Source organism: Leifsonia sp. Leaf264 (genome assembly GCF_001422325.1).
In the GTDB taxonomy this organism is placed as follows: domain Bacteria; phylum Actinomycetota; class Actinomycetes; order Actinomycetales; family Microbacteriaceae; genus Orlajensenia.
In genome coordinates this window covers 340,667-363,793 of the sequence record NZ_LMMR01000004.1, presented here as the reverse complement: position 1 = coordinate 363,793, position 23,127 = coordinate 340,667, and the positions used below count along the sequence as shown (strand labels likewise).

The following is a 23,127-nucleotide window of genomic DNA, read 5'->3' as shown; positions in this document are numbered from 1 at the left end:
TAGCGACGGGCCGGGGTGGGCGCTCCCCCTTGACTCCGCCGCAGATCGCTGACGCCCCCGATCCGTGAGCCCGCGCGGCGATGTCCGAAAACCGCTGACGGATGTCATCCTCCCGTGCGAGGCTGGAGGCATGAACGCACCATCCGGCACCGCCGACGCCCTCTTCGAGCAGCGCTATCGGGCCATGAGTTCCCGCGATTCACGCTTCGACGGGCAATTCATCACCGGCGTGCACTCCACCGGCATCTACTGCCGTCCGAGCTGTCCGGCGATGACGCCGCAGCGCAAGAACGTCTCCTTCTTCCTCACGGCCGCGGCCGCCCACGAGGCCGGGCTGCGCGCATGCAAGCGCTGCCTGCCCGATGCCGTGCCCGGCTCCCCGGAATGGAACGTACGCGACGACCTCGCCGCCAGGGCCATGCGCCTCATCTCCGACGGCGTCGTCGAGCGCGACGGAGTCCCGGGGCTGGCCGCCCACCTCGGTTACACCCCGCGCCACCTGACCAGGGTGCTGCGGGCAGAGCTCGGCGCCGGTCCGCTGGCGCTGGCGCGCGCACACAGGGCCCAGTCCGCGCGCATCCTGCTCGGCAGCACCGACCTGCCCATCTCCGATGTGGCCTTCGCCGCCGGATTCGGCAGCATCCGTCAGTTCAACGACACGATCACGGCGGTCTACGAACTGACCCCGAGCGAACTGCGGGCCAGGTCGCGACGGGCGAACGCCAGGCACGGCGGCGCCGTGGCCGCAGTGCCGGGGTCCACGGCGGTGAGCCTGCGCCTTCCCGCACGCGCGCCCTTCGACGGCGTTGGAGTGCTCACCTTCCTCGGCGTGCGGGCCATCGCCGGGGTGGAGACCTGGGATGGCGAGACCTACGCCCGCGCCATCCGCCTCCCCCACGGGGTCGCGACCATCGCGATGCGGGTCGACCCCGACGCCGACTCGCCGGCGATCCTCTGCGACGCCACTGTCGCCTCGCTCGCCGACCTCATGCCGCTGGTCAGCCGCGTACGCCGTCTGCTCGACGCGGATGCCGACGCCGAGGCCATCGACGCCGCACTGGCCGCGGACCCCGCCCTGGCGGCCTCTGTCGCCGCCGTGCCCGGCATCCGCGTGCCCGGCACGATCGACCCTCAGGAGACCCTGTTCCGCACCATCGTCGGCCAGCAGGTCTCCGTCGCCTCGGCGCGCACGAGCCTCGGGCACCTCGCCGACGCCCTCGGCGAGCGCACGGCCGACGGCTGGATCCTGTTCCCCACCGCCGAGCAGATCGCTGCCGGCGGCATCGACGTGCTGCGCGGACCGACGCGCCGCATCGCCACCATCCTCGACGTGGCCGCACGGCTCCGCGACGGAACCCTGACGATCGACATGTCCGCGACCCGCGACGAGCTGACGGCCGCTCTCACCGCCGTTCCGGGCATCGGCCCGTGGTCGGCCGGCTACCTGTCGATGCGTGTGCTCGGCAGTCCCGACGTCCTCCTCACCAGCGACCTCGCCTTACGGCAGGGAGCGACCCGACTCGGTCTGCCCTCCGACGAGAGGGAACTCCGGGAGCGCGGGGCGGCGTGGGCGCCGTGGCGAAGCTACGCCGGGATGCACCTGTGGCGGGCGGCAGCCGGATGACGCAGCACGCCGTCGGCTCGGGGTGCTGCCTGCCCCCGATAACCTAGACGAGTGAAGTTCGCGCATCTCAGAGTGGAGGGCGAGTCGGTCAACCGGCTCGCCGTTGTCGTCGACGATGAGGCGCTGTTCCTCGACGAGGTGATGGACGAGGCTCCCCTCGACCTGCAGGAGTTGATCGAACGCGGCGACGCCGGCCTCGCCCACGTGCGCGCCGTCGTCTCCAACGCCATCGCGAATCGAACGAGCATGACCCCGGTGAGCGGGCTGCGCCACGCGTCGGCCGTTCTGCGGCCGCCGCACATCCTCGCCATCGGCGCCAACTACGCCGCCCACTCCTCGGAGCTGAAGCTGCGCACCGAGACGGCGATGACCGTGTTCGCCCTCTGGCCGAACTCGCTCACCGGCCACGAGAACACCACCACCTGGCCCGAGGAGATCTCGGACCAGGTCGACTACGAGGCGGAGCTCGGTGTCATCATCGGCACTCCCGCGAAGAATGTGTCGGTGCGCGACGCCCTCGACCACGTGTGGGGCTACACGATCGTGAACGACATCACGGCGAGGAACATCCAGTTCAGCGAGGCCCAGTGGAGCCGGTGCAAGTCATTCGACGGCTTCACGCCCACGGGCCCCGTGGTCGTGACGGCGGACGAGATCCGCGACCCGCAGGACGTCTGGCTCACCACCAACCTCGACGGTCGCATCCTGCAGGATGCCTCGAGCTCGGAGATGGTGCGCAGCGTGGCCGAGATCATCAGCTACCTGTCGCGCTCGGCGACGATCCCGGCCGGCACGCTGATCTCGACCGGCAGCCCCGGCGGGGCCGGCTATTCGCGCAAGCCGCCGGTGTTCATGCGCGACGGGTCTGCCGTGACCATCTCCATCGGCGGCATCGGGTCGTTGACGACGTTCTGCCGGGTGGTCTAGGCGCGGCGCGCAGCAACGCGGCAGACCACCCAAGGCGGAGCAGGAGCGGAAGGCGCGCCAGCGCCGTGAGCGTATCCGGCAGACCGCGAGACGTGACGCGACAACGTGACCGAAGACCCACCCGCGTCCGAAGCGCCCCTGCCGTGAAGCGGCTCGAGGCGCTTCGGACGGTCGCTTCTCTCAGTCCTCAGCGAACGGGGGTCACTCCGACGGCTCGCCCTTGCGCTCGTGCGCCTGGACCGCTGTCGTGACCCGCTCCAGGCCGAGAAGGCGCTCCGGCGCGAGATGCGCCAGCACCTCCTCGCGGCTCATCAGTCCGGCCTCGACGACGAGGTCGGCCACAGGACGCCCCGTCAGCAGCGCCTGCTTGGCCAGTCGTGCAGCCTCGGTGTAGCCGATGATCGGGATGAGCGCCGTGATCACGCCGACGCTCGATGCCACCATCGCGTCGAGACGCTCGGTGTTGGCCGTGATCCCGTCGATGCAGTTCACGCGCAGGGTCCAGCAGGCCTGGGTCATCCAGGCCAGGCTCTGCAGCAGCGAATGCGCGATGACCGGCTCGAAGGCGTTGAGCTGCAGCTGCCCGGCCTCAGCCGCCATCGTGACGGTGACGTCGGCACCGGCGATGGCGTAGGCCACCTGGCTCACGGCCTCGGGGATGACGGGGTTGACCTTGCCCGGCATGATCGAGGACCCTGCCTGTTTGGCGGGCAGGTTGATCTCGCCGAACCCGGCCTGCGGACCAGACGAGAGCAGTCGCAGGTCGTTGCAGATCTTCGAGAGCTTGATGGCACTGCGCTTGAGCGATCCGCTGAACGACATGAACGCGCCGGCGTCGCTCGTGGACTCGATGAGGTCTGGGGCGCCCTCGAGGTGCAGCCCCGTGATCTCGTTCAGGTGACGGATGGCGGCGACGGCGTATCCGGGATCCGCGGTGATGCCGGTGCCGATCGCGGTGGCGCCGATGTTGACCTCGGCGAGCAGCCAGGTGGTCTCGGTGAGCCTGTCGTAGTCCTCGCCCAGCGTGGTGGCGTAGCCGTGGAACTCCTGGCCGAGCGTCATGGGAACGGCATCCTGCAACTGCGTGCGTCCGACCTTCAGCACGCTGGCGAACTCCTCGCCCTTGGCGGCGAACGATCCGCGCAGCAAAGCCAGTTCGGCGAGGAGGTGCTTGAGGGAGAACGCCAGCGCGATCTTCAGTGCCGTCGGGTAGGTGTCGTTGGTCGACTGGCTGCGGTTGACGTCGTCGATGGGGTGCAGGATGTCGTAGCGCCCCTTCTCGTAACCGGCGAGCTCGAGCGCCAGGTTGGCGATGACCTCGTTGGCGTTCATGTTGGTCGAGGTGCCGGCGCCGCCCTGGATCACTCCGACGACGAACTGGTCGTGGCGGGCTCCGTTGATGATCCGCTGGCAGGCCGCATCGATCCAGCGCGCCTTCTCGGCGCTGATCACGCCGACCTCGAGATTGGCCCGGGCCGCGGCCTGCTTCACGCTCGCGAGGGCGACCACGAAGTCGGGGTAGACCGAGATGGGCCGCTTGGCGATGGGGAAGTTGTCGAGCGCGCGCTTCGTGTGGATGCCCCAGTACGCGTCCTCCGGCACCTCGACTGTGCCGAGCGAATCACTCTCGATGCGGAATCCGGGGCTCGGCGTCGGCGACGCCGGCGACGTGGGCGTCTTCGCCATCATCGCCTCCTCGCTCGCTCGCCTCGACGGGATGGTGGGCGCACTGCTGGTCACAAAGGGCTCCGTTGCCTGCTGTCGGCCGGCACCCGTGAGGTACCGGATCTGTGGGTCATGAGGCATCGTCGCCTCCCCTCCAGCCTAGCCGTCGGAGCGCGCAGGAGTCTTCAGACGTGGACACAGTGCACGCAGGAAAACGCCGCGCGATCGACGTTTCGGAACGGATTCCGTCGTCGACCCGCGCAGCGTCTGCTGAAGTCGGCAGCTGGGGCTGCGGGAGTCATCCCCCGATGAAGGCGAACGGGAGCAGGGCGAGGCCGAACAGCAGAGCAATCCCGGTGAACAGGACGACCCCGGCCAGCATCAGGCCGTTGAGCACGATGCCCCAGATGGCGAGGGTGCGGCCGGCCGGTTCGCGCCGGAGGGCGAGCACGCCCAGGACGAGACCGGCGACGGGGGCTATGAGCGTCCACCCGGCGGCGATCGAGACGATCCCGATCACGAGACTCGAGATGCTGAGGCCGCGTGCGGGCTCGACCGTGAGTGCGGTGGGAGCGAGAGGGGCTGTGGTGGACATGGTCTGGTGACTCCTTCTGATGCGGGTGGTTCGCTGATGCGGGTGGTTCGCGACCGATCCGGTGCGACTCTTCAACGCTAGGGAGCCCGATGCACGCAGGCCATCCGGTTATCCCCCGGACATGACTGTGGGGTCCCCGCCGAAGCGAGGACCCCGCCGCGCGTCGCGACTCAGCGCGGCTCGTCGACCCCGTCGGACGCGAGCAGGTAGTGCCGGCATCCACTCGACACCCATGTAAATAATCCTTGACATCGGATCGACGGCGGCCTAGCTTCTCCATGTCAAGCATTCTTTACATTCGACAGCAGCATCAGCATCGGAGCAGCGCATGTCCTACGAAGAGAAGGGCGTCTGGGTCTACCTCGTCGTCAGCGCGGGGGTCTACATCGCCTACGTCGCCGTGATCATCGGCCAGGCGGCAGGCGGACCGCTGGCCGACGTCGCCTACGTCGTGCCGTTCCTGGTGTCGCTCGGGGTGTCGATCGTGGCGGCCATCATCGGCCGCATCGTGGTCGAGATCGCGAAGCCGAGCGACGACTACTCCAGCGACGCCCGCGATCGGCAGATCAACCGCTTCGGCGAGGCCCGCGCCTCCTGGTTCGTGATCGGCGGCTCACTGCTCGCCCTCGCCCTGACCATGCTCGAGCAGCCCTACTTCTGGATCGCGAACGCCATCTACCTGGGGTTCGTTCTCTCGGCCGTCGTCGGATCGATCATCAAGCTCGTCGCCTATCGCCGCGGGATCGACCCGTCATGGTGAAGCCGACGCGGGTCTCCAACCGCATACGCGCCCTGCGAGCCGACGCGGGCGAGATGACGCAGGCGCAGCTGGCCGAACGCATCGGCGTCACCAGGCAGACCGTCATCGCCATCGAGCAGGGTCGATACTCCCCCACGCTCGAGTTGGCGTTCCAGATCGCCGCGGCACTCGGCGTCAGGCTCGACGACGTCTTCAGCTACCCGAGCGGTGACGGCTCGTGAGGGTCGCGCGCTACGAGCGCTACGGCGATCCCGAGGTCGTCAGGGTGACGGATGCCCCGACTCCGGTCGCCGGCCCCGGCGAGCTCGTGATCCGGGTGCTGGCCGCGACGGTGGGCGCCGCCGACGCGGCCGCCCGGGCGGGCGACCCGGCGTTCGCGCGCCTCTACTTCGGCCTGCGGCATCCGCGGATCCCCGTGCTCGGCTCGGACATCGTGGGCGAGGTGATCGACGTCGGCGAGACGCGTGACGACACGCCCAACGCTCCCTTCCGGGTCGGCGACAGGGTCTTCGGGGTGACGGGCTCGTCGATGGGCGGTCACGCCACGCACCTGGTGCTGCCGTGGGATGCGGCGATCGCAGCGCTGCCTGCCGGGGTGACTGAAGCCGAGGGCGCCGCCCTGGTCGACGGCACGGCGCTCTCCTTCCTGCGCGACACGGCGAGGCTCCGTCCCGGGCAGCGCGTGCTCGTGATCGGCGCATCGGGCTGCGTGGGATCGGCCGCCGTGCAGCTGGCCGTCCAGATGGGCGCGACGGTCAGCGGCGTGTGCAGCACGCCGAACGTCGAGCTCGTCGCATCGCTGGGTGCGGAGCGCGTCGTCGACTACACGGTGGAGGACTGGCGGGCGGCATCCGCACGATCAGGCCATGGCGGACGTCGGCCCGACACCAGCTACGACGTGATCTTCGACGCCGTCGGCGTGAGTTCGTATCGCCAGGCCCGCCCATCGCTCGCCGACGGCGGCGTGTACCTGCGCACCGTGCCAACACCGGGTCTGTTGCTGCAGATGGCCTGGACCACGCTCGCCCGCCGCCTTCATCTCGGTCGCACGCGGGCCGCCATAGCCTTCACCGGGCTGCGCTCCACCGCCGCCAAGAAGCACGACCTCCGCGTCATCACCGAACTCGTCGAGAGGGGTGCGCTTCGAGCCGTCATCGACAGCACGTACCCGCTCGATCGGATCGCCGACGCCCACCGCCGGGTCGACACGCACCGCAAGCGCGGTGCCGTCGTGGTGACGATGGACGGCGACTGACGCGAAAGGCCCCCGCTCCGACCGGAGCGAGGGCCTCACGACAGCGTGGCCGATTAGGCGAAGAGAGCCTCGATCGGTCCGCGAGCGAAGTAGATCAGGAAGCCGAGAGCCACGACCCACAGCAACGGGCTGACCTGCTTGGCCTTGCCCGACAGCGAGCGCACGACGACCCAGGCGATGAATCCCGCGCCGATTCCGTTCGCGATCGAGTACGTCAGCGGCATGATCACGACGGTGAGGAAGACGGGCAGCAGCACGGAGAAGTCGCTGAGGTCGATGCTCTTGATCTGGCTCATCATCAGCGCACCCACGATGACCAGGGCGGCAGCGGCGACCTCCTGCGGCACGATCGCCGCGATGGGCGTGAAGAACATGGCGGCGATGAACAGCAGACCCGTCACGATGTTCGAGAGGCCAGTGCGCGCGCCCTCACTGATGCCAGAACCCGACTCGATGAACACGGTGTTCGACGAGCTCGAGGTGAGGCCACCGGCGACGGCTCCGACACCCTCGACGATGAGCGCTGAGCGCAGACGCGGGAAGTTGCCCTTCGCGTCTGCGAGCCCGGCTTCCTTCGACAGGCCGGTCATGGTTCCCATGGCGTCGAAGAAGTTGGTGAAGACGAGAGTGAAGACCAGCATCAGCACGGTGAGGAAGCCGACCTTGCCGAAGTCGAAGCTCACATCGCCCACGAGACTGAGGTCGGGAACGGCGAACCAGGCACCCGGGATCACCGGAACGGAGAGGCCCCAGCCGACGCCCGGGTTGGTGACGGCGCTGCCCAGGTGGCCGATGGCCTCGACGATGACGGCGAGCACGGTTCCACTGACCAGGCCGATGAGGATGGCGCCCTTCACCTTGCGGGCCATGAGCACGCCGGTCAGGAGCAGGGTGACCACGAAGACGATCGCCGGCCAGGTCGCGATGGAGCCGTTGATGCCGAGTCCGACCGGCGGCGAGGCGTTGCCCGTCGCGGTGACGATGCCGGCGTCGACGAGGCCGATGAAGGCGATGAACAGACCGATACCGACGGTGATGGCGATCTTCAGCTCGTAGGGCACGGCGTCGAAGATGAGACGACGCAGGCCGGTGGCCGCCAGCAGCACGATGATGAGGCCGTTGAGCACCACCATGCCCATGGCCTCGGGCCAGGTCACCTGTCCGACGACGCTGAACGCGAGGAAGGAGTTGATGCCGAGGCCGGCCGCGAAGGCGAACGGCAGACGGGCGATCAGGCCGAACAGGATCGTCATGAACCCGGCGGTGAGTGCTGTGACAGCACCGACCTGACCGAAGTCGAGAACATTGCCCAGCACGTCGGGCTTGCCCGACAGGATGATCGGGTTCAGGATCACGATGTAGGCCATCGTGACGAACGTCACCAGTCCGCCACGCACCTCGGCACCGAAGGTGGAGCCTCGGGAGGAGATCTGGAAGTAGCGGTCGAGACGGCCTGCGAAGCCGCCCTTGTCTGTCTGCGGCTCAGCCGTCTCAGTGCTCGAATTCACAGGTAGATCCTAGGCTGATTTCATTTCCACCATGTATCGTGCCCCGCCGCAGGCTTCGGGCACGGGTCGCCCTCCCTTCAGTAGCATCGCACCAGGCCGTTCGATGCCGGTCGATGACACTGAGGAGACGCCATGCCACTGCCCTGGACCCTGCACGGAACCGGGACGACGATGGGCCCGACGGATGTCGTCCTGCCGGGTGAGCGCCTGAGCTGGCCGCGCACAATCGGCCTCGGAATGCAGCACGTCGTCGCCATGTTCGGCGCCACCTTCCTGGTGCCCATCCTCACGGGCTTCCCGCCCTCGACGACCCTGTTCTTCTCGGGCGTCGGAACGATCCTCTTCCTGCTGATCACCCGGAACCGACTGCCGAGCTACCTCGGCTCGTCGTTCGCCTTCATCGCCCCGATCGCCGCGGCGACGGCGACCGCCGGCACGGGCAGCGCCCTGTTCGGCATCATCGTCGTCGGAGCGCTGCTGGCGATAGTGGGCGTCATCGTCATCGTGACGGGATCCGGCTGGATCGACGTGCTGATGCCGCCGGTCGTGTCCGGTGCGATCGTCGCCCTGATCGGCTTCAACCTCGCTCCGGCCGCGAAGGCGAACTTCACTGCTGCACCCTGGACCGCGCTGATCACCCTCGCCGCCGTCATCCTGTGCACCGTGCTCTTCCGCGGCCTGCTCGGCCGCCTCTCGATCTTCGTCGGCGTCGTGATCGGCTACATCGCGGCCGTCGCGTTCGGCCAGGTCGACTTCTCCGAAGTCGGCAAGGCAGCCTGGATCGGCCTGCCCGACTTCCGGTGGGCCGCCAATCCCTTCACGGATGCCGCCGCCACCTTCGGCGTGCTCCCAGCGTTCCTGCCCGTGGTGCTCGTGTTGATCGCCGAGAACGTCGGGCACATCCGCGGCGTCGCCCAGATGACCGGTGACCCGAAGGTGAACGCCCTCACCGGGCGCGCGCTGCTCGCCGACGGCCTCTCGACCATGCTCGCCGGCTTCGGCGGCGGTTCGGGAACGACCACCTACGGCGAGAACATCGGCGTGATGGCTGCGACCCGCGTCTACTCGACGGCCGCCTACTGGGTCGCCGGCAGCTTCGCCGTCCTGCTGGGGCTGTCGCCCAAGATGGGCGCCCTCATCAACACCATCCCCGCCGGAGTACTCGGCGGAGTCACCACGGCCCTCTATGGCCTGATCGGGATCATCGGCGTGAAGATCTGGGTCGACAACAAGGTCGACTTCTCCCGTCCGATCAACCAGATGACCGCGGGCGTCGCACTCATCATCGGCATCGCCGACTACACCCTCCAGGCCGGGGCGTTCACCTTCAACGGGATCGCCCTCGGTACCATCGCCGCCATCGTGATCTTCCACGTGATGACGGCCATCGCGCGACTGCGCGGAACAGCTTGACGCAGTCGGCCACGCCGGAACAGTCGGCCCACCGGCCGCGAAGAACAGCAGGTCGAAGCGGCGCCGACTGGTCCTAGTGGTGGAAGTACGGCACGATCAGGTAGATGCCGTACAACACGGCGAGACCGGCGACGGAGAAGCAGGCGTACGCGCCCCACAGCGCCATCCGCTTCTGCGCGTCCGACAGCGGGTTCTTCTTCCGCGCCTTCTTCTGGCGCTTCGCCGCGGCCTTCGCCTCCTCCGGCGTGATGACCGTGATGGCGTCGGTGAAGGATGCCGGCTCCACGAGTGGCGCCCGACCTGAACTCGCGAGCAGCCTGAGCCCGAAGGAGTATGCGCTCACCACGATCGCCGTGACGGCGAGCGAGGCGACGGCGACCTGGACGAAGGCCCACCAGTCGATCACAGGGACACCTTCTTCTTGGGCTTGGGATTGCGCTTGATCTTGACGGCCTCTCCTGAGGCCGCCACCTCGCTCGTGACGTTGCTCGCCGTCACCTCGCCGCTGCGGCGCGACTGCCAGAAGATCCCGACGATGACGACGACGCCCGCCGCTGCATCGATGATGATGCCGATGGTACCGAGCTTGGTGAGCGCCGCTGCGATCCCACCGACGATGGCCGCCGACGGCAGCGTCAAGACCCAGCCGACCCCGATGCGACCGGCCGTCGCCCAGCGCACCGTCGAGCCACGGCGGCCGAGTCCGGAGCCGATGACGGATCCCGAGGCCACCTGGGTGGTCGAGAGGGCGAAGCCGAGGTGGGAGGACGCGAGGATCGTCGCCGCTGTGCTGGTCTCGGCCGCGAATCCCTGGGCGGGCTTCACGTCGGTGAGCCCGGTTCCGAGCGTCTTGATGATGCGCCATCCGCCCATGTACGTTCCGAGGGCGATGGCCAGGCCGCAGCTGATGATGACCCACGGCTGGACGACGCTGGCGTCGGTCTGGATGCCGGCGGAGATGAGCGTCAGCGTGATGATGCCCATGGTCTTCTGGGCGTCGTTCGTTCCATGGGCGAGGGCGACGAGCGAGCTCGAGAAGATCTGGCCGTAGCGGAAGCCGTCGCGACCGTCGGGTCTGGAGTCGTATCGCCTGGTGATGGCGTAGGCGAGCTTCGTCGCCGTGTAGGCGATGAATCCCGCGATGACAGGCGCCAGGAGAGCCGGGATGATCACCTTGTCGAGCAGCACGATCCAGTCGACGGGGTCCAGGCTCCAGGCACCGACGACCGCGGCACCGATGAGACCGCCGAACAGCGCATGGCTCGAACTCGAGGGAAGGCCGAACAGCCACGTCGCCATGTTCCAGACGATGGCGCCGATGAGGCCGGCGAAGATCAGCTCCGGCGTGATCAGGACTCCGCCGGATCCCTCCTTGATGATGCCGCCCGAGATGGTCAGTGCGACGGCCGTGGACAGGAAGGCACCGACCAGGTTCAGGATGGCCGCGAGCCCGACGGCGACCTTCGGCTTCATGGCGCCTGTGGCGATGGGCGTCGCCATGGCATTCGCCGTGTCGTGGAATCCGTTGGTGAAATCGAAGAAGAGGGCCAGTGCGATGACCAGCACGACGATCAGGGTGAGATCCACCGGCGTCTTTCTTTCAGGAGCAGACCCGATGAAGAATTCACCGGTCGTTCACCACGATGCGGTTGCTAGAACCGCATGCGCATCAGAACCCACGACGATGCTCGCATCCTCGCGCCCCAAGGTCAACCTGAGTCGCCGTCAGCCCCGGCGACGACGGAGGAGAGGTCGGCGCCGAAGGTGAAGCTGCGTCGAACGGTCCCGCCGGCGAGTACTCCCGGCAGCCAGAAACGCGCGTCGTCCCACATCAGGCCGAGCGGAACGTCGCCGATCTCGAACCACTCCGGGTCGAGTTCGTCGGAGGCCGTCGGCTCACCGGACCAGGCCCGGCAGACGAAGACTGTCGACTCCTGACTCCACGCCTCCCGGTGCGGGAAATGGTAGCTGAGCAGGCCTCTCTCCTCGAGCGAGGCCGGGTCGACAGTCAACCCGACCTCCTCGAGCACCTCTCGGGCGATCGCCTGGACGGCGGTCTCCCCCGGCTCGAGCTTGCCGCCCGGGCCGACGTACTTGCCCTCGCCCAGGCCGAGCTTCTTGCGTCCGAGGAGCACACGGGTGATGCCGTCGGCATCCGTTCTCAGGAGATAGCAGACGCAGACCTGGGGCAGCACGGGCGAACCGGATCAGCCGAAGAGGACGGCGGCCTCGTCGTACCGCGACGGAGGCACGACGTTGAGCGCGCCTGTCGCCTCACGGATGGACACGCGGGCGATGTCGGTGCCGCGCAGCGTCACCATCTCACCCCACGCGTGATCGTGGACGGCATCGACGGCGGCCATCCCGAGACGGGTGGCGAGCACGCGGTCGTAGGCCGACGGAGCACCACCGCGCTGGATGTGTCCGAGCACGGTGGCCCGCGACTCGATCCCGGTGCGCTCCTCGATCATCGGCGCGAGGATCTCGGCGATGCCGCCGAGGCGCGGACGGTTGAAGGCGTCGAGACCCTTGTGCGAGTGCTCCGAGTCCATGTCGCTGAGGCGGAAGCCCTCGGCGACGACGATGACGGGAGCACGGCCGCGGTCGCGCACGCTCTCGACCCAGGCGCAGATCTGCTCGATGGACTGCGGCTGCTCGGGAACGAGGATCGCGTGCGCGCCGCCGGCCATGCCGGAGTGCAGCGCGATCCAGCCGACGTGGCGCCCCATGACCTCGACGATCATGCAGCGACCGTGCGAGTCCGCCGTGGTGCGCAGTCGGTCGATGGCCTCGGTGGCGATCTCGACGGCCGTGTCGAAGCCGAAGGAGTAGTCGGTCGATGCGAGGTCGTTGTCGATGGTCTTGGGAACGCCGACGACCTTGATGCCGCCCTCGTCGACGAGGCGGCGGGCCGCGGTCAGGGTGCCCTCGCCGCCGATCGCGATGATGGCGTCGATGCCGTTGGAGTCGAGCATCCGCTGGATGTTCTCGGGGCCGCCACCCTCACCCTCGAAGGGATTGGTGCGGGAGGAGTGCAGGATGGTCCCGCCCTGACGGGACAGGCCACGCACCTCCTGACGGGGCAGGGGGACGATGTCGCCCTCGACGACTCCGCGCCAACCCCAGCGGAAGCCGACGAACTCGGCATCGTGCGAGATGACTCCCCGCAGAACGGCACCGCGGATGACGGCGTTCAAGCCGGGGCAGTCGCCCCCGCTCGTCAGAATCCCGATCTTCATACTCTCTGAGGCTCCTTGAATCACACGTGGCTTCACGCCGCTTCGTCGGGGCGAGGATGTCGCTCCGGAGTCTATCTGTGCGCTCCCGCCCAGCGCGAAACTACAGGGTTCCGTCGAGCGCCTGCCGAAGCAGGTGCTGCAGGGCGTCGAGCTGCACCGAATCGGCGCTCACGATCTCCTGGTCCGAGCCGTCGAGTGCGCGGGCCGCGAGACCCTGCTTCGCGTCGATGAGCTCGGCGATCTTGGAGTCGATGGTGTGCGCCGCGATGATGCGCCAGGCCGTGACGGGCTCGTCCTGGCCGATGCGGTGCACACGGTCGATCGCCTGGGTCTGCTCGGCTGCAGTCCAGCTGAGCTCGGCGAGAACGACGTTCGACGAGGCCTGCAGGTTCACGCCGACGCCGGCCGCCGTGAGCGAGCAGACGGCGACAGCCACCTCGGGGTCGTTGTTGAACGCGTCGATCGCTGCCTGGCGCGCGAGCGCGGACTGGTCGCCGCGCAACGAGACCGTCTTGAGGTCGGCCTTCGCGAGGATGTCCTCTGCCGTGTCCATGACGTCGATGTGCTTGGCGAAGAAGACCACCTTGCCGACCGAGCGCGCGAGCTGGGCGGCGTAGTCAGCGGCCAGCGCGGCCTTCGCCTGGCCGATCTTGCGCACCATCGTGAAGACGTTCTCGCCGCTCTTGGCCGACTTCGACTCCTCGAGCTCTGCGGTGGCGACTGCACGCACGAACGAGTCGTACTGGTCGTCGTCGAGTTGTCCGCGCGTGAGCTCGCGCGTCTTGAGCAGCGCATCGAAGCGGTCGCGCAGCCTATAGCCGAGTTCGCGTTCGGCCTGACGGATGCTGCGACCCAGGTCGTCGTCCAGCTCGACCGGAAGGTCGGCGATGCGCTTGGCCGGCAGGTCGGCCGCCACGTCGACCTTGCGACGGCGCACGATGCCCATGTCGATGACAGCGGCGCGAGCGTCGGCGTAGAAGCCGAAGTCGGCCGGCGTGAGACCGGTCTCCTCGAGCTTCTGCATGAGCTTGGGGGCCGGCTTGTCGCCGTCGATCCAGCCCAGGAACTGCCAGATCGCGCGGAAGTCGTCGACGTCGTTGATCAGCGGAGTACCGGTGAGGGCGAGCAGCAACGCCTCTCCGCCCGGGGCCTTCTGGCGGATCTTCTGGGCCAGCGCCAGCACGTTCTTGGAACGCTGCGACTGCAGGTTCTTGATGAAGTGGGCCTCGTCGACGACCATGCCCTTGAAACCGAGGGTGGTGAGCCAGGCCATGTGGCGGTCGAGCACGTCGTAGTTGACGACGACGACGTCGGCGAAGGCGTCGAGGGTCTGGCCGTCGCCGTGGATGACCGTGGCGCGACGGTGCGGCGTCCAGCGCTCCACCTCACGCGCCCAGTTCATCTTCACGACATTGGGGACGACGGCGAGAAGCGGATAGGCATCGGCGACGGATGCGGCGAGCACGCTCTGCGCAGTCTTTCCGAGTCCGGGCTCGTCGGCGAGCAGGAAGGTGCGGTGACCTTGGCGCACGCTCTCGACGAAGCGGGCCTGGTGCTTCATGATCTCCATGCCGCGCGGCGACAGGCGATCGATCTTCGGCGCCTCGGGCAGGTCCATGGTGGCGGCCTGGCCGCCCGATCCGTACTCGAACGACTTGAACAGCGGACCGAGGAGCTCCCAGTTGGCGAGGCGGCGCACGGGCACCGCCGGCGCGGCGGGGCGCGAGAAGTCCGGAGCGAGGAAGGGGTTGGCGAGCTGACGCGCCTTCACCGACTGCGGGATGACCTGGTTCGCGGCCGGAGCCGGCGTCGGCTCGACCTCGCGCGTGATGATGAGCTCGTCGGGGCTGAGCTCGGCACCGGACTCGAGCAGCCAGTCGCGGCGGAAGCGCTGCGCGACCGTGGAGACTCCGGCATCCGGTTCCAGCAGGGTGATCAGGCTGGTGTCGCGGGCGGCCGTCTTCGCGAGGATCTGCGCGATGCCGTCGAGGCGCTTCAGGAGCTCGGCCCTGGCCGTCTCGTTCAGCTCCTTGTCGGCCTTCACCCGCGCACGTTCCTCGCGCATGAGCAGCGCGATCACCTGGTACTTGGTGCGATTCGTCGGTCCGAGCTTGCCGCCCTGGGCCTTCGCCTCGACCTCGCGCACCTTGCGGGCGAGGATGGGGATGATCGGGGCGTCGTCGTCGCGCGACCTCGTTCGGGTGCGCGTCGTTCGCTGATCGGGCATGTGTCCTTCCGTCGTGTCAGGTTCTCGACATCGCTGGCCTGCTCGGTCGGAGCCTGCCGGATGCGGAACGCCTGCGTGAGGAACCCGGACTCAAGCAACGCGTTGACACGCGGTCGAGACGGTGACGGGGTTCGTCGACGCGCGCCCATTCTACGCCGATCGGAGCGGGCATGGGCATCGCGGATGCCGCGCGTCGCCCACCGCTTCGTCGACCGCGCCTCAGTCGTGCAGGATGCGCTGGAACAGCACGTGGTCCTGCCACTGCCCGGCGATGCTGAGGTAGCGCTGAGCGAATCCGTACTGCTCGAAACCCGATCGCCGCAGCACGGTCTGCGAACCGTGGTTGTGCACGAGGGTGCTCGCGTCGATGCGGTGCAGTCCGCTGGCCCGGGCCGCAGCGCAGACGTGGCCGACGGCCGATGTGGCGACTCCGAGACCGGTGAGCTCGCTGTCGACCCAGTACCCGAGGCTGCCGCTCAGGAACGGACCCCAGGTGATGCGACTGACTGTCATCGTGCCGACGATGCGATCGTCCTCGACGATCAGCCAGGGCACGGCGGCACCGGCGTGGTACTGCTCGATCGAGGTGCGGATGCGCTCGTTGGCGGCGTCGACGGTGAAGAAGTCGTCGGTGCGCTCGGGCTCCCACGGGGCGAGGTGCTCGCGGTTGCGCGTGTAAGCGGCAGTCATGGCTTCGGCATCCGTCTCCCGCAGGAGCCTGAGGAAGATGTCGTGGCCGGGGATATCGAGAGGGATCACCCGATCGATTCTAGGAAGTAGCCTGATCGGGTGATCGACGACATCAAGAAGCGCGCCCTGCATCGCACCCGCATCCTCGAGGGACAACTGCGCGGGCTCGAGAAGATGATCGAGAACGAGGACTACTGCGTCGACATCCTCACCCTCTCGCTGTCCATCCAGAAGTCGCTCGGATCGCTCAACAAGCTCATCGTCGAGAACCACCTGCGCACCCACGTCACGGCGATGTTCGATGCCGGCGGTGACGAGCGCGAGGCCGCCATCGGCGAGTTGCTGTCGATCTTCGAGTTGCAGGCGCGATCGGCTGCGGCCGATGCCGCAGTCGTGACGGGTGAGCCGACAGCGGCGGAGTGAGTCCGGGCGGTCCGCGCCGCCGCCGGGTCAGGTTCCGCGAGCCGTCGAGGCGAACCAGGCGTCGAGCTTGCTCGGCACGTCGGTGATGATGCCGTCGACGCCGAGGGCACGCGCCTCGGCCCAGGTCTCGTCACTGTTGAGGGTGTAGCAGAGCACGCCGAGGTCCGCTCCGTGCATGCGGGTCACGGCCTCGGGCTGCGCCGCGACGGACTTCGCCGTCGTCGCTATGGCGAGCACGCCGAACGTGCGCGCCATAGGCACCGGGTCGGCCGGGAGTTCGCGAGCGAGCATGAGGCGCGGATACTGCGGTGCCACGATCTGGATGTTCGCGAGGGTCTCGAGGCTGAACGACTCGAGCATGATGCGCCCCGACAGCGGCCGGCTCTCGATCAGGTCGATCACAGTGCGCACCTCGTCGGCGCTCCAGATCGCCTTCAGCTCGATGAGCGCCGACTTCTCGGTCTTCGCGAGAGCGTCGAGGAAGGCCTCGAGAGTCGGGATGCGGGTGCCGGCGTACTCCTGGGCGAAGAACGACCCGGCGTCCATCCGACGCAGTTGCTTGAGGGTGTGGTCGCCGACGGTGCCCGTCTTCCCCGTCACCCGTTCCAGCGTCGTGTCGTGGAACAGCACCGGGACGCCGTCGCTGGTGAGCTGCACGTCGGTCTCCACGAACGCCAGGGCGGGGTTGGCGAATGCGGCCTCGAAGGCGGGCATGGTGTTCTCGGGGGCCACCGAGCGGTCCCCGCGGTGCCCGGCGATGAAGGCGGCCTGTCCCGGTGCCCTGAGGCCGCCGAAGACGTCGGCCGCGAACACGCCGCTCACCGACGGCACGACGGCCACGACCAGCGTCAGGCCCAGCACGGTGGAGACTGCGAGCAGGCGAATCCAGTGGGCGGCAGAGCCGGATCCGCGACGCGCGTTCGGGTCGCGGCGGGGGTGCACGGTCAACGGATCGGGTCCTTCCGGCTGCCGAGCGCCTCGTTGCGCCGTGCAGGTGGAACGACACTAGCCCATCCGTTACCGTTTCGTTACCCGTTGGCCGACGCGGGTCGCGCCCCACTTCGGGGGCGTCATCGGGCCGCGAGGGCGACGTACTCCGCGTGGAGATCCTGCCAGGTGGGCAGCCAGCGCTGCATCCAGCCGTCCCAGTCCTGGCCGGTGCCGTCGAGGGCGTCCGCGAGGTGGTCGAGATGCAGGTGCCAGCCGGCGAGGGACATCGCCACGAAGCGCTCCTCCTCCGGCCTGATCAGGTCGGTGAACCTCAGCCTGGTACCGGCATCCGTCGGCTCGAGTTCCCAGCGCAGCAGCCCGTGCTCGGAGTTCGTGAACTCCAGCAGCCGGCCCGGCTCCCACGCCGTGACGGCGCCGGCCCACCACTCTCCGGCCTCGGGAGAGTTGAGCCAGCGCAGGTCGAAGCGGCCGCCGACGCGCGGCTCGATCCGGGCGTCGGCCCACCACAGCCGCGTCAGGCCAGGATCCGTCAGCATCGCCCAGACCTCGTCGACCTGATGCCCGTACTCGCGCACGAAGGTGATGCGCCAGTCCTCGTCCACACGCTCGACGGAGCCGAGGGGCGCGGAGTCCTGGGAGGAGTGTCGTGGCTCGCTCATGCCGTCTTCCTCTCCGACCGCGGGCCGAGCGCGGCTTCGGTGATGCGATTCGTCATGCCGGCGAAGATGACGCCGTGGAACGGCCAGACCGCCCACCAGTACAGGCGGCCGGTGAGCCCCTTCGGGAAGTAGACGGCGCGTTGACGGTAGATCGACCCGCCGTCGTCGGTGGGCTCGGCCGTCATCTCGAGCCATGCCCGACCCGGCAGCCGCATCTCGGCACGCAGGCGCAGCAGCCGTCCGCGCTCGAGGCGCTCGACCCGCCAGAAGTCGAGAGCGTCGCCGGTGTTGAGGGTGCCGGCATCACGCCGTCCGCGGCGCAGGCCCACTCCCCCGACGAGCCAGTCCATCCAGCCGCGCACGGCCCAGGCGAGCGGGAAGGAGTACCAGCCGTTCTTGCCGCCGACTCCCTCGATGACCTTCCAGAGGTCTGCCGGTGCTGCGGCCGTGCGGCGCTCGCGCACGTCGGTGTAGACGAGGGTGCCCGCCCAATCGGGGTCGCTCGGCAGTGGATCGCTCGGCGCCCCCTCGACAGCGGAGTCGCGCCAGCTGGTCTCGACCTCGCCGTCGCGCTCGCGCTGCAGGGCAAGTCGCACAGCGCGCCTGTAGCCTGTGAGGCCCTCCGCAGGCGGCGGGATGACGGTGTCGACGTCGTGCTCGCGCACCACGCAGTCGACCTGCAGCGACTCGATGATGGGAACGGCGAGTGAGCGGGGAATCGGCGTGACCAGATTGACCCACTGCGAGGCCAGCCACGGCGTGAGTACCGGCAGCGCCGCGATGGGACGCTGCCGCAGGCCGGCCTCCAGGGCATAGCCGTTCATCATCTGGCCGTAGCGCAGCACATCGGGACCGCCGATATCGAAGGTGCGGTTGACCGATGCATCGACCGACGCGGCCTCGATCAGGTAGTGCAGGACGTCGCGCACGGCGATCGGCTGGATGAAGTTGCGCACCCACTTCGGCGCCGGCATGTACGGCAGCACCTCGGTCAGGTGGCGGATCATCTCGAACGAAGTCGACCCCGATCCGATGACGACGCCGGCCTGCAGCACCACCGACGGGACGCCGGACGCGATGAGGATCCGCCCCACCTCCACCCGGGAACGCAGGTGCTTCGACAACGGGACGCCGTCGGGGTGCAGGCCCCCGAGGTAGACGATGCGGCCGACGCCGGCGGCGAACGCGGCGTCGGCGAGGGTCGTCGCGATCTCGCGTTCGCGGGCCTCGAAGTCGCCCTTCCCGCCACCCATGGAGTGCACGAGGTAGTAGAGGACGTCGGCGTCGACGGATGCGGCCTCCGCTGTGGCGGCTTCCGTCAGGTCGCCCGTGACGACCTCGACCCTCCGCGCCCAGGGGACGTCGGCGAGCCTGTCGGGGTTGCGCACGACGACCCGCACCCTGAAGCCGGCGTCCAGCAGCCGCGGAACGAGCCGACCGCCGATGTAGCCCGTCGCACCGGTGACGACGGCGAGCCGCGAACCGCCGGGCGTCACCGGCGCTCGTTGCCGCGCTTGTAGTTGCCTGTCGCCTTGGCGAGCAGCAGCTGCGTCGACCGTTCATCGGCTGACGCGAGGGAGGTGACGAGTCGTGTGGCCGATGCCCCGCTCACAGTGACGACCGTGCGCCCTCCGCGGGCGACCAGCACGTGGCCGCCACTCGTGACGCGGTAGTCGAACGGGTCGCCCTCGAGGCGACCGCGGGCATCAGTTCCTCCGTTGGACATGCTTCGAGCCTAAGCGCAGAACCCCCGAACGTGAACCCCGTTCGGGGGTGCATGTGCCGCGGGACGGCTAGATCAGGCCCTTCGTGTGCCACACGGTCTTGGTCTCGGTGAACGCCGTGATGCGCTCGAGCGACGGAGCCGCGGCATCCGGACCGTTCTCAGGCTGGAGAACGCGCTTGAGCGTGTCGGCGGCCGAGATCTGCAGGTCGATCCACTCGAGGTCGCCCGCGCCGACGAGGTCGAGCGCGTTGACGTCGGCGTGGCTGGCGAGCCACGGCGCGATCTCGGCTGGCGACCCGGTCAGGATGTTCACCACTCCTCCGGGAACGTCGCTCGTGGCGAGCACCTCCGAGAGACTGATGGCCGAGAGCGGCAACTTCTCGCTGGCGACCACGACGACGGTGTTGCCGGCGACGAGGGCGGGGGCGACGACCGAGACCAGGCCGAGCAGCGATGAGTCCTGCGGGGCGATGATGGCCACGACGCCCGTGGGCTCGGGCACCGAGATGTTGAAGTACGGACCGGCGACGGGGTTGCCGTTGCCGGCGACCTGGGCGTACTTGTCGGCCCAGCCCGCGTACCAGACCCAGCGGTCGATCGCCGTGTCGACCTGAGTGGTGGCCACTGCAGTCGTGACGCCCTCGGCGTCGACGATCTCGGCGATGAACTGGGCGCGACGACCCTCGAGCAGTTCGGCGATGCGGTAGAGCACCTGGCCTCGGTTGTACGAGGTCTGGCCAGACCAGCCGCCGACGGCGGCTCGGGCGGCCACGACGGCGTCGCGGGCGTCCTTGCGCGACGCCTGGGCGGCGTTCGCGAGGAATGCGCCCTTCGCGCTCACGATCTCGTAGACACGACCCGACTCGCTGCGCGGGAACTTGCCGCCGATGTAGAGCTTGTAGGTCTTCGGCACGGCGAGGCGGCTCATTTCGCTGCTCCCTTGATGGCGGCGGATGCGGAGGATGCGGAGGATCGAGCTGTCACGGCGGAGGCGGAGGACGACGACGCGGGCTTGAGGTAGGCGGCGAGGCCGTGGCGTCCGCCCTCGCGGCCGTAGCCCGACTCCTTGTAGCCGCCGAACGGCGATGCCGGGTCGAAGCGGTTGAAGGTGTTCGCCCAGACGACGCCGGCGCGCAGCTTGTCGGCCACGGCCAGGATGCGGCTGCCCTTGTCGCTCCAGATGCCGGCGGAGAGTCCGTACGGCGTGTTGTTCGCCTTGGCGATGGCCTCGGCGGGAGTGCGGAACGTCAGCACCGACAGCACCGGTCCGAAGATCTCATCGCGCGCGATGCGGTGGCTGGTCGACACGTTCGTGAAGATCGTCGGTGCGTACCAGAATCCGTTCTCGGGGATGGCGCAGTCGGCCTGCCAACGCTCGGCGCCCTCCTGCACGCCGATGTCGCTGAGCTCCCGGATGCGGTCCAGCTGCTCGCGCGAGTTGATCGCGCCGATGTCGGTGTTCTTGTCGAGCGGGTCGCCGAGGCGCAGGGTGGAGAGGCGGTCCTTGAGCCGGTCGACGACCTCGTCGTGGATCGACTCCTGCACGAGCAGCCTGCTGCCGGCGCAGCAGACATGGCCCTGATTGAAGAAGATGCCGTTGACGATGCCTTCGACGGCCTGGTCGATGGGGGCGTCGTCGAAGACTATGTTCGCGGCCTTCCCACCGAGCTCGAGGGTGAGCTTCTTGTGCGTTCCGGCGACCTGCTTGGCGATGGCCCGGCCCACGGCGGTCGAGCCGGTGAACGCGACCTTGTCGACATCCGGATGCGCGACCAGGGCGGCTCCGGTGTCGCCGGCGCCGGTGATGATGTTGACGACACCCGGCGGCAGGTCGGCCTGCTGCACGATCTCGGCGAACAGCAGCGCCGTGAGCGGGGTGGTCTCGGCCGGCTTCAGCACGACGGTGTTGCCTGCAGCCAATGCCGGCGCGATCTTCCACGCCAGCATCAGCAGCGGGAAGTTCCACGGGATGACCTGGGCGGCGACGCCGAGCGATGCGGGGTTCGCGCCGAGGCCGGCGTGGTCGAGCTTGTCGGCCCAGCCGGCGTAGTAGAAGAACCACGCGGCCACGAGGGGCACGTCGACGTCGCGGCTCTCCTTGATGGGCTTGCCGTTGTCGAGCGATTCGGCGACGGCGAGCTCGCGAGCGCGTTCCTGCACCAGGCGGGCGATGCGGAACAGGTACTTGCCGCGGTCGCTGCCCGACATGCGCGACCACACCTTGGTGTGGGCGCGGCGCGCGGCGGCGACGGCGGCGTCGACATCCGTCTCCGATGCCGTCGCGATGGTGGCGATGTGCTCCTCGGTGGCCGGGGAGATGGTCTGGAACGGCGTGCCGGCTCCGGCTCGCCACTCGCCGTCGATGAACAGGCCGTAGTCGCTGCGGAGGTTGAGGACGGCGCGGGATTCGGGCGCCGGGGCGTAGTCGAGGAATGTCATGTCGCTTGCCTTAATCGATCGTCACGTAGTCGGGGCCCGAGTAGTGGCCCGTGGTCATCTTCTGGCGCTGCAGCAGCACGTCGTTCAGCAGGCTCGAGGCGCCGAAGCGGAACAGGTGCGGCGTGAGCCACTCCTCGCCGACGGTCTCGGCCACTGTCACGAGGTACTTGATCGCGTCCTTGGAGGTGCGGATGCCGCCGGCGGGCTTCACGCCGATCTTCTGGCCCGTCAGCTTGTGCCAGTCGCGCACGACCTCGAGCATCGAGAGCGTCACCGGGAGGGTCGCGGCCGGAGCCACCTTGCCCGTCGACGTCTTGATGAAGTCGCCACCGGCGAGGATGGCGAGCCAGGATGCCCGGCGCACGTTGTCGTAGGTGTTGAGCTCGCCGGTCTCGAGGATGACCTTGAGGTGGGCGTAGCTGCCGTCGGGGCGGCGGCAGGCCTCCTTGACGGCGACGATCTCGTCGTAGACCTCGCCGTAGCGGCCCATGAGGAACGCGCCCCGGTCGATGACCATGTCGATCTCATCGGCACCGGCGGCCACGGCGTCGGCCGTGTCCTCGAGCTTGATGGAGCGGGAGGATCGCCCGCTGGGGAACGCCGTGGCGACGGCGGCGACCGAGATGCCTCCGGCATCCGGGTCTCCGTGGACCGAGCCGAGGGCCTCGACCGCGTGGGGAACCATGTCGCCGTAGACGCAGACGGCGGCGACGCGCGGCGTCGTCATGTCGCCGGGGTCCGGTGTGAGCGCCTTGGCGACGAGTGATCGCACCTTGCCGCGGGTGTCGGCCCCCTCGAGGGTCGTGAGGTCGATGAGCTCGATCGTCTTGTCGAGCGCCCACTTCTTCGAGGTGGTCTTGATGGAGCGGGTGCCGAGGCCCGCCGCACGCTGTTCGAGCCCGACGGCGTCGACTCCGGGGATGCCGTGCAGGAAGCGGCGGAGGTTCGCGTCGGTGGCTTCGCCGCCGATCACGGAGAGCGAGCGCTCCCGTTGGACGATCTGGGTTCCGGTCATGGTGTTCCTTG

The 23,127-nt window shown here is 68.7% G+C and carries 23 protein-coding genes; 7 read left to right on the top strand and 16 right to left on the bottom strand.

Annotated elements, in window-relative coordinates; translation table 11 throughout:
• The first annotated feature begins 130 nt into the window (after positions 1 to 130).
• Entirely contained in the window at positions 131 to 1,624 is a 1,494-nt protein-coding gene (locus ASF30_RS07090; protein ID WP_055903859.1) for an AlkA N-terminal domain-containing protein, read from the top strand.
• Positions 1,625 to 1,675: 51 nt separating this feature from the next.
• Entirely contained in the window at positions 1,676 to 2,551 is an 876-nt protein-coding gene (locus ASF30_RS07085) for a fumarylacetoacetate hydrolase family protein (protein WP_055903856.1), read from the top strand.
• Positions 2,552 to 2,752: 201 nt separating this feature from the next.
• Here the strand turns inward: ASF30_RS07085 and ASF30_RS07080 are convergent, their stop codons facing one another.
• Both ASF30_RS07080 and ASF30_RS07075 read right to left on the bottom strand, forming a co-directional pair.
• Positions 2,753 to 4,237, bottom strand: coding sequence for an aspartate ammonia-lyase (locus ASF30_RS07080; RefSeq protein ID WP_055904777.1), 1,485 nt, complete (start codon positions 4,235 to 4,237; stop codon positions 2,753 to 2,755).
• A 277-nt stretch (positions 4,238 to 4,514) separates the two neighbouring features.
• Positions 4,515 to 4,811, bottom strand: a complete 297-nt coding sequence (locus ASF30_RS07075; protein WP_055903853.1) for a hypothetical protein — start codon at positions 4,809 to 4,811, stop codon at positions 4,515 to 4,517.
• A 328-nt stretch (positions 4,812 to 5,139) separates the two neighbouring features.
• Here ASF30_RS07075 and ASF30_RS07070 point away from each other — a divergent pair, with 328 nt between their 5' ends.
• The 3 genes from ASF30_RS07070 to ASF30_RS07060 are packed head-to-tail and all read left to right on the top strand — an operon-like array spanning position 5,140 to position 6,826.
• Positions 5,140 to 5,571, top strand: a complete 432-nt coding sequence (locus tag ASF30_RS07070; protein WP_055903850.1) for a hypothetical protein — start codon at positions 5,140 to 5,142, stop codon at positions 5,569 to 5,571.
• Positions 5,565 to 5,792, top strand: a complete 228-nt coding sequence (locus tag ASF30_RS07065) for a helix-turn-helix transcriptional regulator (protein ID WP_055903847.1) — start codon at positions 5,565 to 5,567, stop codon at positions 5,790 to 5,792. The genes ASF30_RS07070 and ASF30_RS07065 overlap by 7 nt, the downstream gene beginning before the upstream one ends.
• Positions 5,789 to 6,826, top strand: a complete 1,038-nt coding sequence (locus ASF30_RS07060) for an NAD(P)-dependent alcohol dehydrogenase (RefSeq protein ID WP_055903844.1) — start codon at positions 5,789 to 5,791, stop codon at positions 6,824 to 6,826. Before ASF30_RS07065 ends, ASF30_RS07060 begins: the two co-directional genes overlap by 4 nt.
• 53 nt (positions 6,827 to 6,879) lie before the next feature.
• Here the strand turns inward: ASF30_RS07060 and ASF30_RS07055 are convergent, their stop codons facing one another.
• The gene (locus ASF30_RS07055; protein ID WP_055903841.1) at positions 6,880 to 8,334 is read right to left on the bottom strand and encodes an NCS2 family permease; all 1,455 of its coding nucleotides are present in this window, start codon (positions 8,332 to 8,334) and stop codon (positions 6,880 to 6,882) included.
• Positions 8,335 to 8,466: 132 nt separating this feature from the next.
• On the opposite strand from ASF30_RS07055, the gene ASF30_RS07050 reads away from it, so the two are divergent.
• Entirely contained in the window at positions 8,467 to 9,747 is a 1,281-nt protein-coding gene (locus ASF30_RS07050; RefSeq protein ID WP_055903836.1) for a uracil-xanthine permease family protein, read from the top strand.
• A 73-nt stretch (positions 9,748 to 9,820) separates the two neighbouring features.
• On the opposite strand, the gene ASF30_RS07045 is transcribed toward ASF30_RS07050, so the two are convergent.
• From ASF30_RS07045 to ASF30_RS07020, 6 genes are all read right to left on the bottom strand, one after another.
• The gene (locus tag ASF30_RS07045; RefSeq protein ID WP_055903835.1) at positions 9,821 to 10,153 is read right to left on the bottom strand and encodes a hypothetical protein; all 333 of its coding nucleotides are present in this window, start codon (positions 10,151 to 10,153) and stop codon (positions 9,821 to 9,823) included.
• Positions 10,150 to 11,334 (bottom strand): inorganic phosphate transporter, encoded by a 1,185-nt coding sequence (locus ASF30_RS07040; protein ID WP_055903832.1) that lies wholly within the window; start codon positions 11,332 to 11,334, stop codon positions 10,150 to 10,152. The genes ASF30_RS07045 and ASF30_RS07040 overlap by 4 nt, the downstream gene beginning before the upstream one ends.
• Before the next feature lie 122 nt (positions 11,335 to 11,456).
• Positions 11,457 to 11,942, bottom strand: coding sequence for an 8-oxo-dGTP diphosphatase (locus tag ASF30_RS07035; protein WP_055903829.1), 486 nt, complete (start codon positions 11,940 to 11,942; stop codon positions 11,457 to 11,459).
• A 12-nt stretch (positions 11,943 to 11,954) separates the two neighbouring features.
• Entirely contained in the window at positions 11,955 to 12,986 is a 1,032-nt protein-coding gene (locus tag ASF30_RS07030) for a 6-phosphofructokinase (protein ID WP_055903826.1), read from the bottom strand.
• Positions 12,987 to 13,086: 100 nt separating this feature from the next.
• Positions 13,087 to 15,213 carry a DEAD/DEAH box helicase gene (locus ASF30_RS07025; RefSeq protein ID WP_055903823.1) on the bottom strand — a complete coding sequence of 709 codons (2,127 nt, stop codon included), beginning with the start codon at positions 15,211 to 15,213 and terminating at the stop codon, positions 13,087 to 13,089.
• 219 nt (positions 15,214 to 15,432) lie between these two features.
• The gene (locus ASF30_RS07020) at positions 15,433 to 15,972 is read right to left on the bottom strand and encodes a GNAT family N-acetyltransferase (protein WP_055903818.1); all 540 of its coding nucleotides are present in this window, start codon (positions 15,970 to 15,972) and stop codon (positions 15,433 to 15,435) included.
• A 30-nt stretch (positions 15,973 to 16,002) separates the two neighbouring features.
• Between ASF30_RS07020 and ASF30_RS07015 the strand changes: the two genes are divergently transcribed.
• A complete protein-coding gene (locus ASF30_RS07015; protein WP_055903815.1) occupies positions 16,003 to 16,326 on the top strand; it encodes a metal-sensitive transcriptional regulator in 324 nt (107 codons plus the stop codon).
• Between the two features lie 27 nt (positions 16,327 to 16,353).
• Here the strand turns inward: ASF30_RS07015 and ASF30_RS07010 are convergent, their stop codons facing one another.
• From ASF30_RS07010 to deoC, 7 genes are all read right to left on the bottom strand, one after another.
• Positions 16,354 to 17,268 (bottom strand): glycerophosphodiester phosphodiesterase, encoded by a 915-nt coding sequence (locus ASF30_RS07010; protein WP_235480308.1) that lies wholly within the window; start codon positions 17,266 to 17,268, stop codon positions 16,354 to 16,356.
• A 128-nt stretch (positions 17,269 to 17,396) separates the two neighbouring features.
• On the bottom strand, positions 17,397 to 17,936 hold the full coding sequence (locus tag ASF30_RS07005; RefSeq protein WP_055903812.1) for an SRPBCC family protein: 540 nt from the start codon (positions 17,934 to 17,936) through the stop codon (positions 17,397 to 17,399).
• Positions 17,933 to 19,432 (bottom strand): SDR family oxidoreductase, encoded by a 1,500-nt coding sequence (locus ASF30_RS07000; protein WP_055903809.1) that lies wholly within the window; start codon positions 19,430 to 19,432, stop codon positions 17,933 to 17,935. The genes ASF30_RS07005 and ASF30_RS07000 overlap by 4 nt, the downstream gene beginning before the upstream one ends.
• The gene (locus ASF30_RS06995; protein ID WP_055903806.1) at positions 19,429 to 19,662 is read right to left on the bottom strand and encodes a hypothetical protein; all 234 of its coding nucleotides are present in this window, start codon (positions 19,660 to 19,662) and stop codon (positions 19,429 to 19,431) included. The genes ASF30_RS07000 and ASF30_RS06995 overlap by 4 nt, the downstream gene beginning before the upstream one ends.
• A gap of 67 nt (positions 19,663 to 19,729) precedes the next feature.
• Complete coding sequence (locus tag ASF30_RS06990; protein WP_055903802.1) at positions 19,730 to 20,590, bottom strand: aldehyde dehydrogenase family protein; 861 nt, start codon at positions 20,588 to 20,590, stop codon at positions 19,730 to 19,732.
• On the bottom strand, positions 20,587 to 22,101 hold the full coding sequence (locus ASF30_RS06985; protein ID WP_055903799.1) for an aldehyde dehydrogenase family protein: 1,515 nt from the start codon (positions 22,099 to 22,101) through the stop codon (positions 20,587 to 20,589). Before ASF30_RS06985 ends, ASF30_RS06990 begins: the two co-directional genes overlap by 4 nt.
• Positions 22,102 to 22,111: 10 nt before the next feature.
• Complete coding sequence (gene deoC / locus ASF30_RS06980) at positions 22,112 to 23,116, bottom strand: deoxyribose-phosphate aldolase (RefSeq protein WP_055903796.1); 1,005 nt, start codon at positions 23,114 to 23,116, stop codon at positions 22,112 to 22,114.
• Positions 23,117 to 23,127 lie beyond the last annotated feature (11 nt).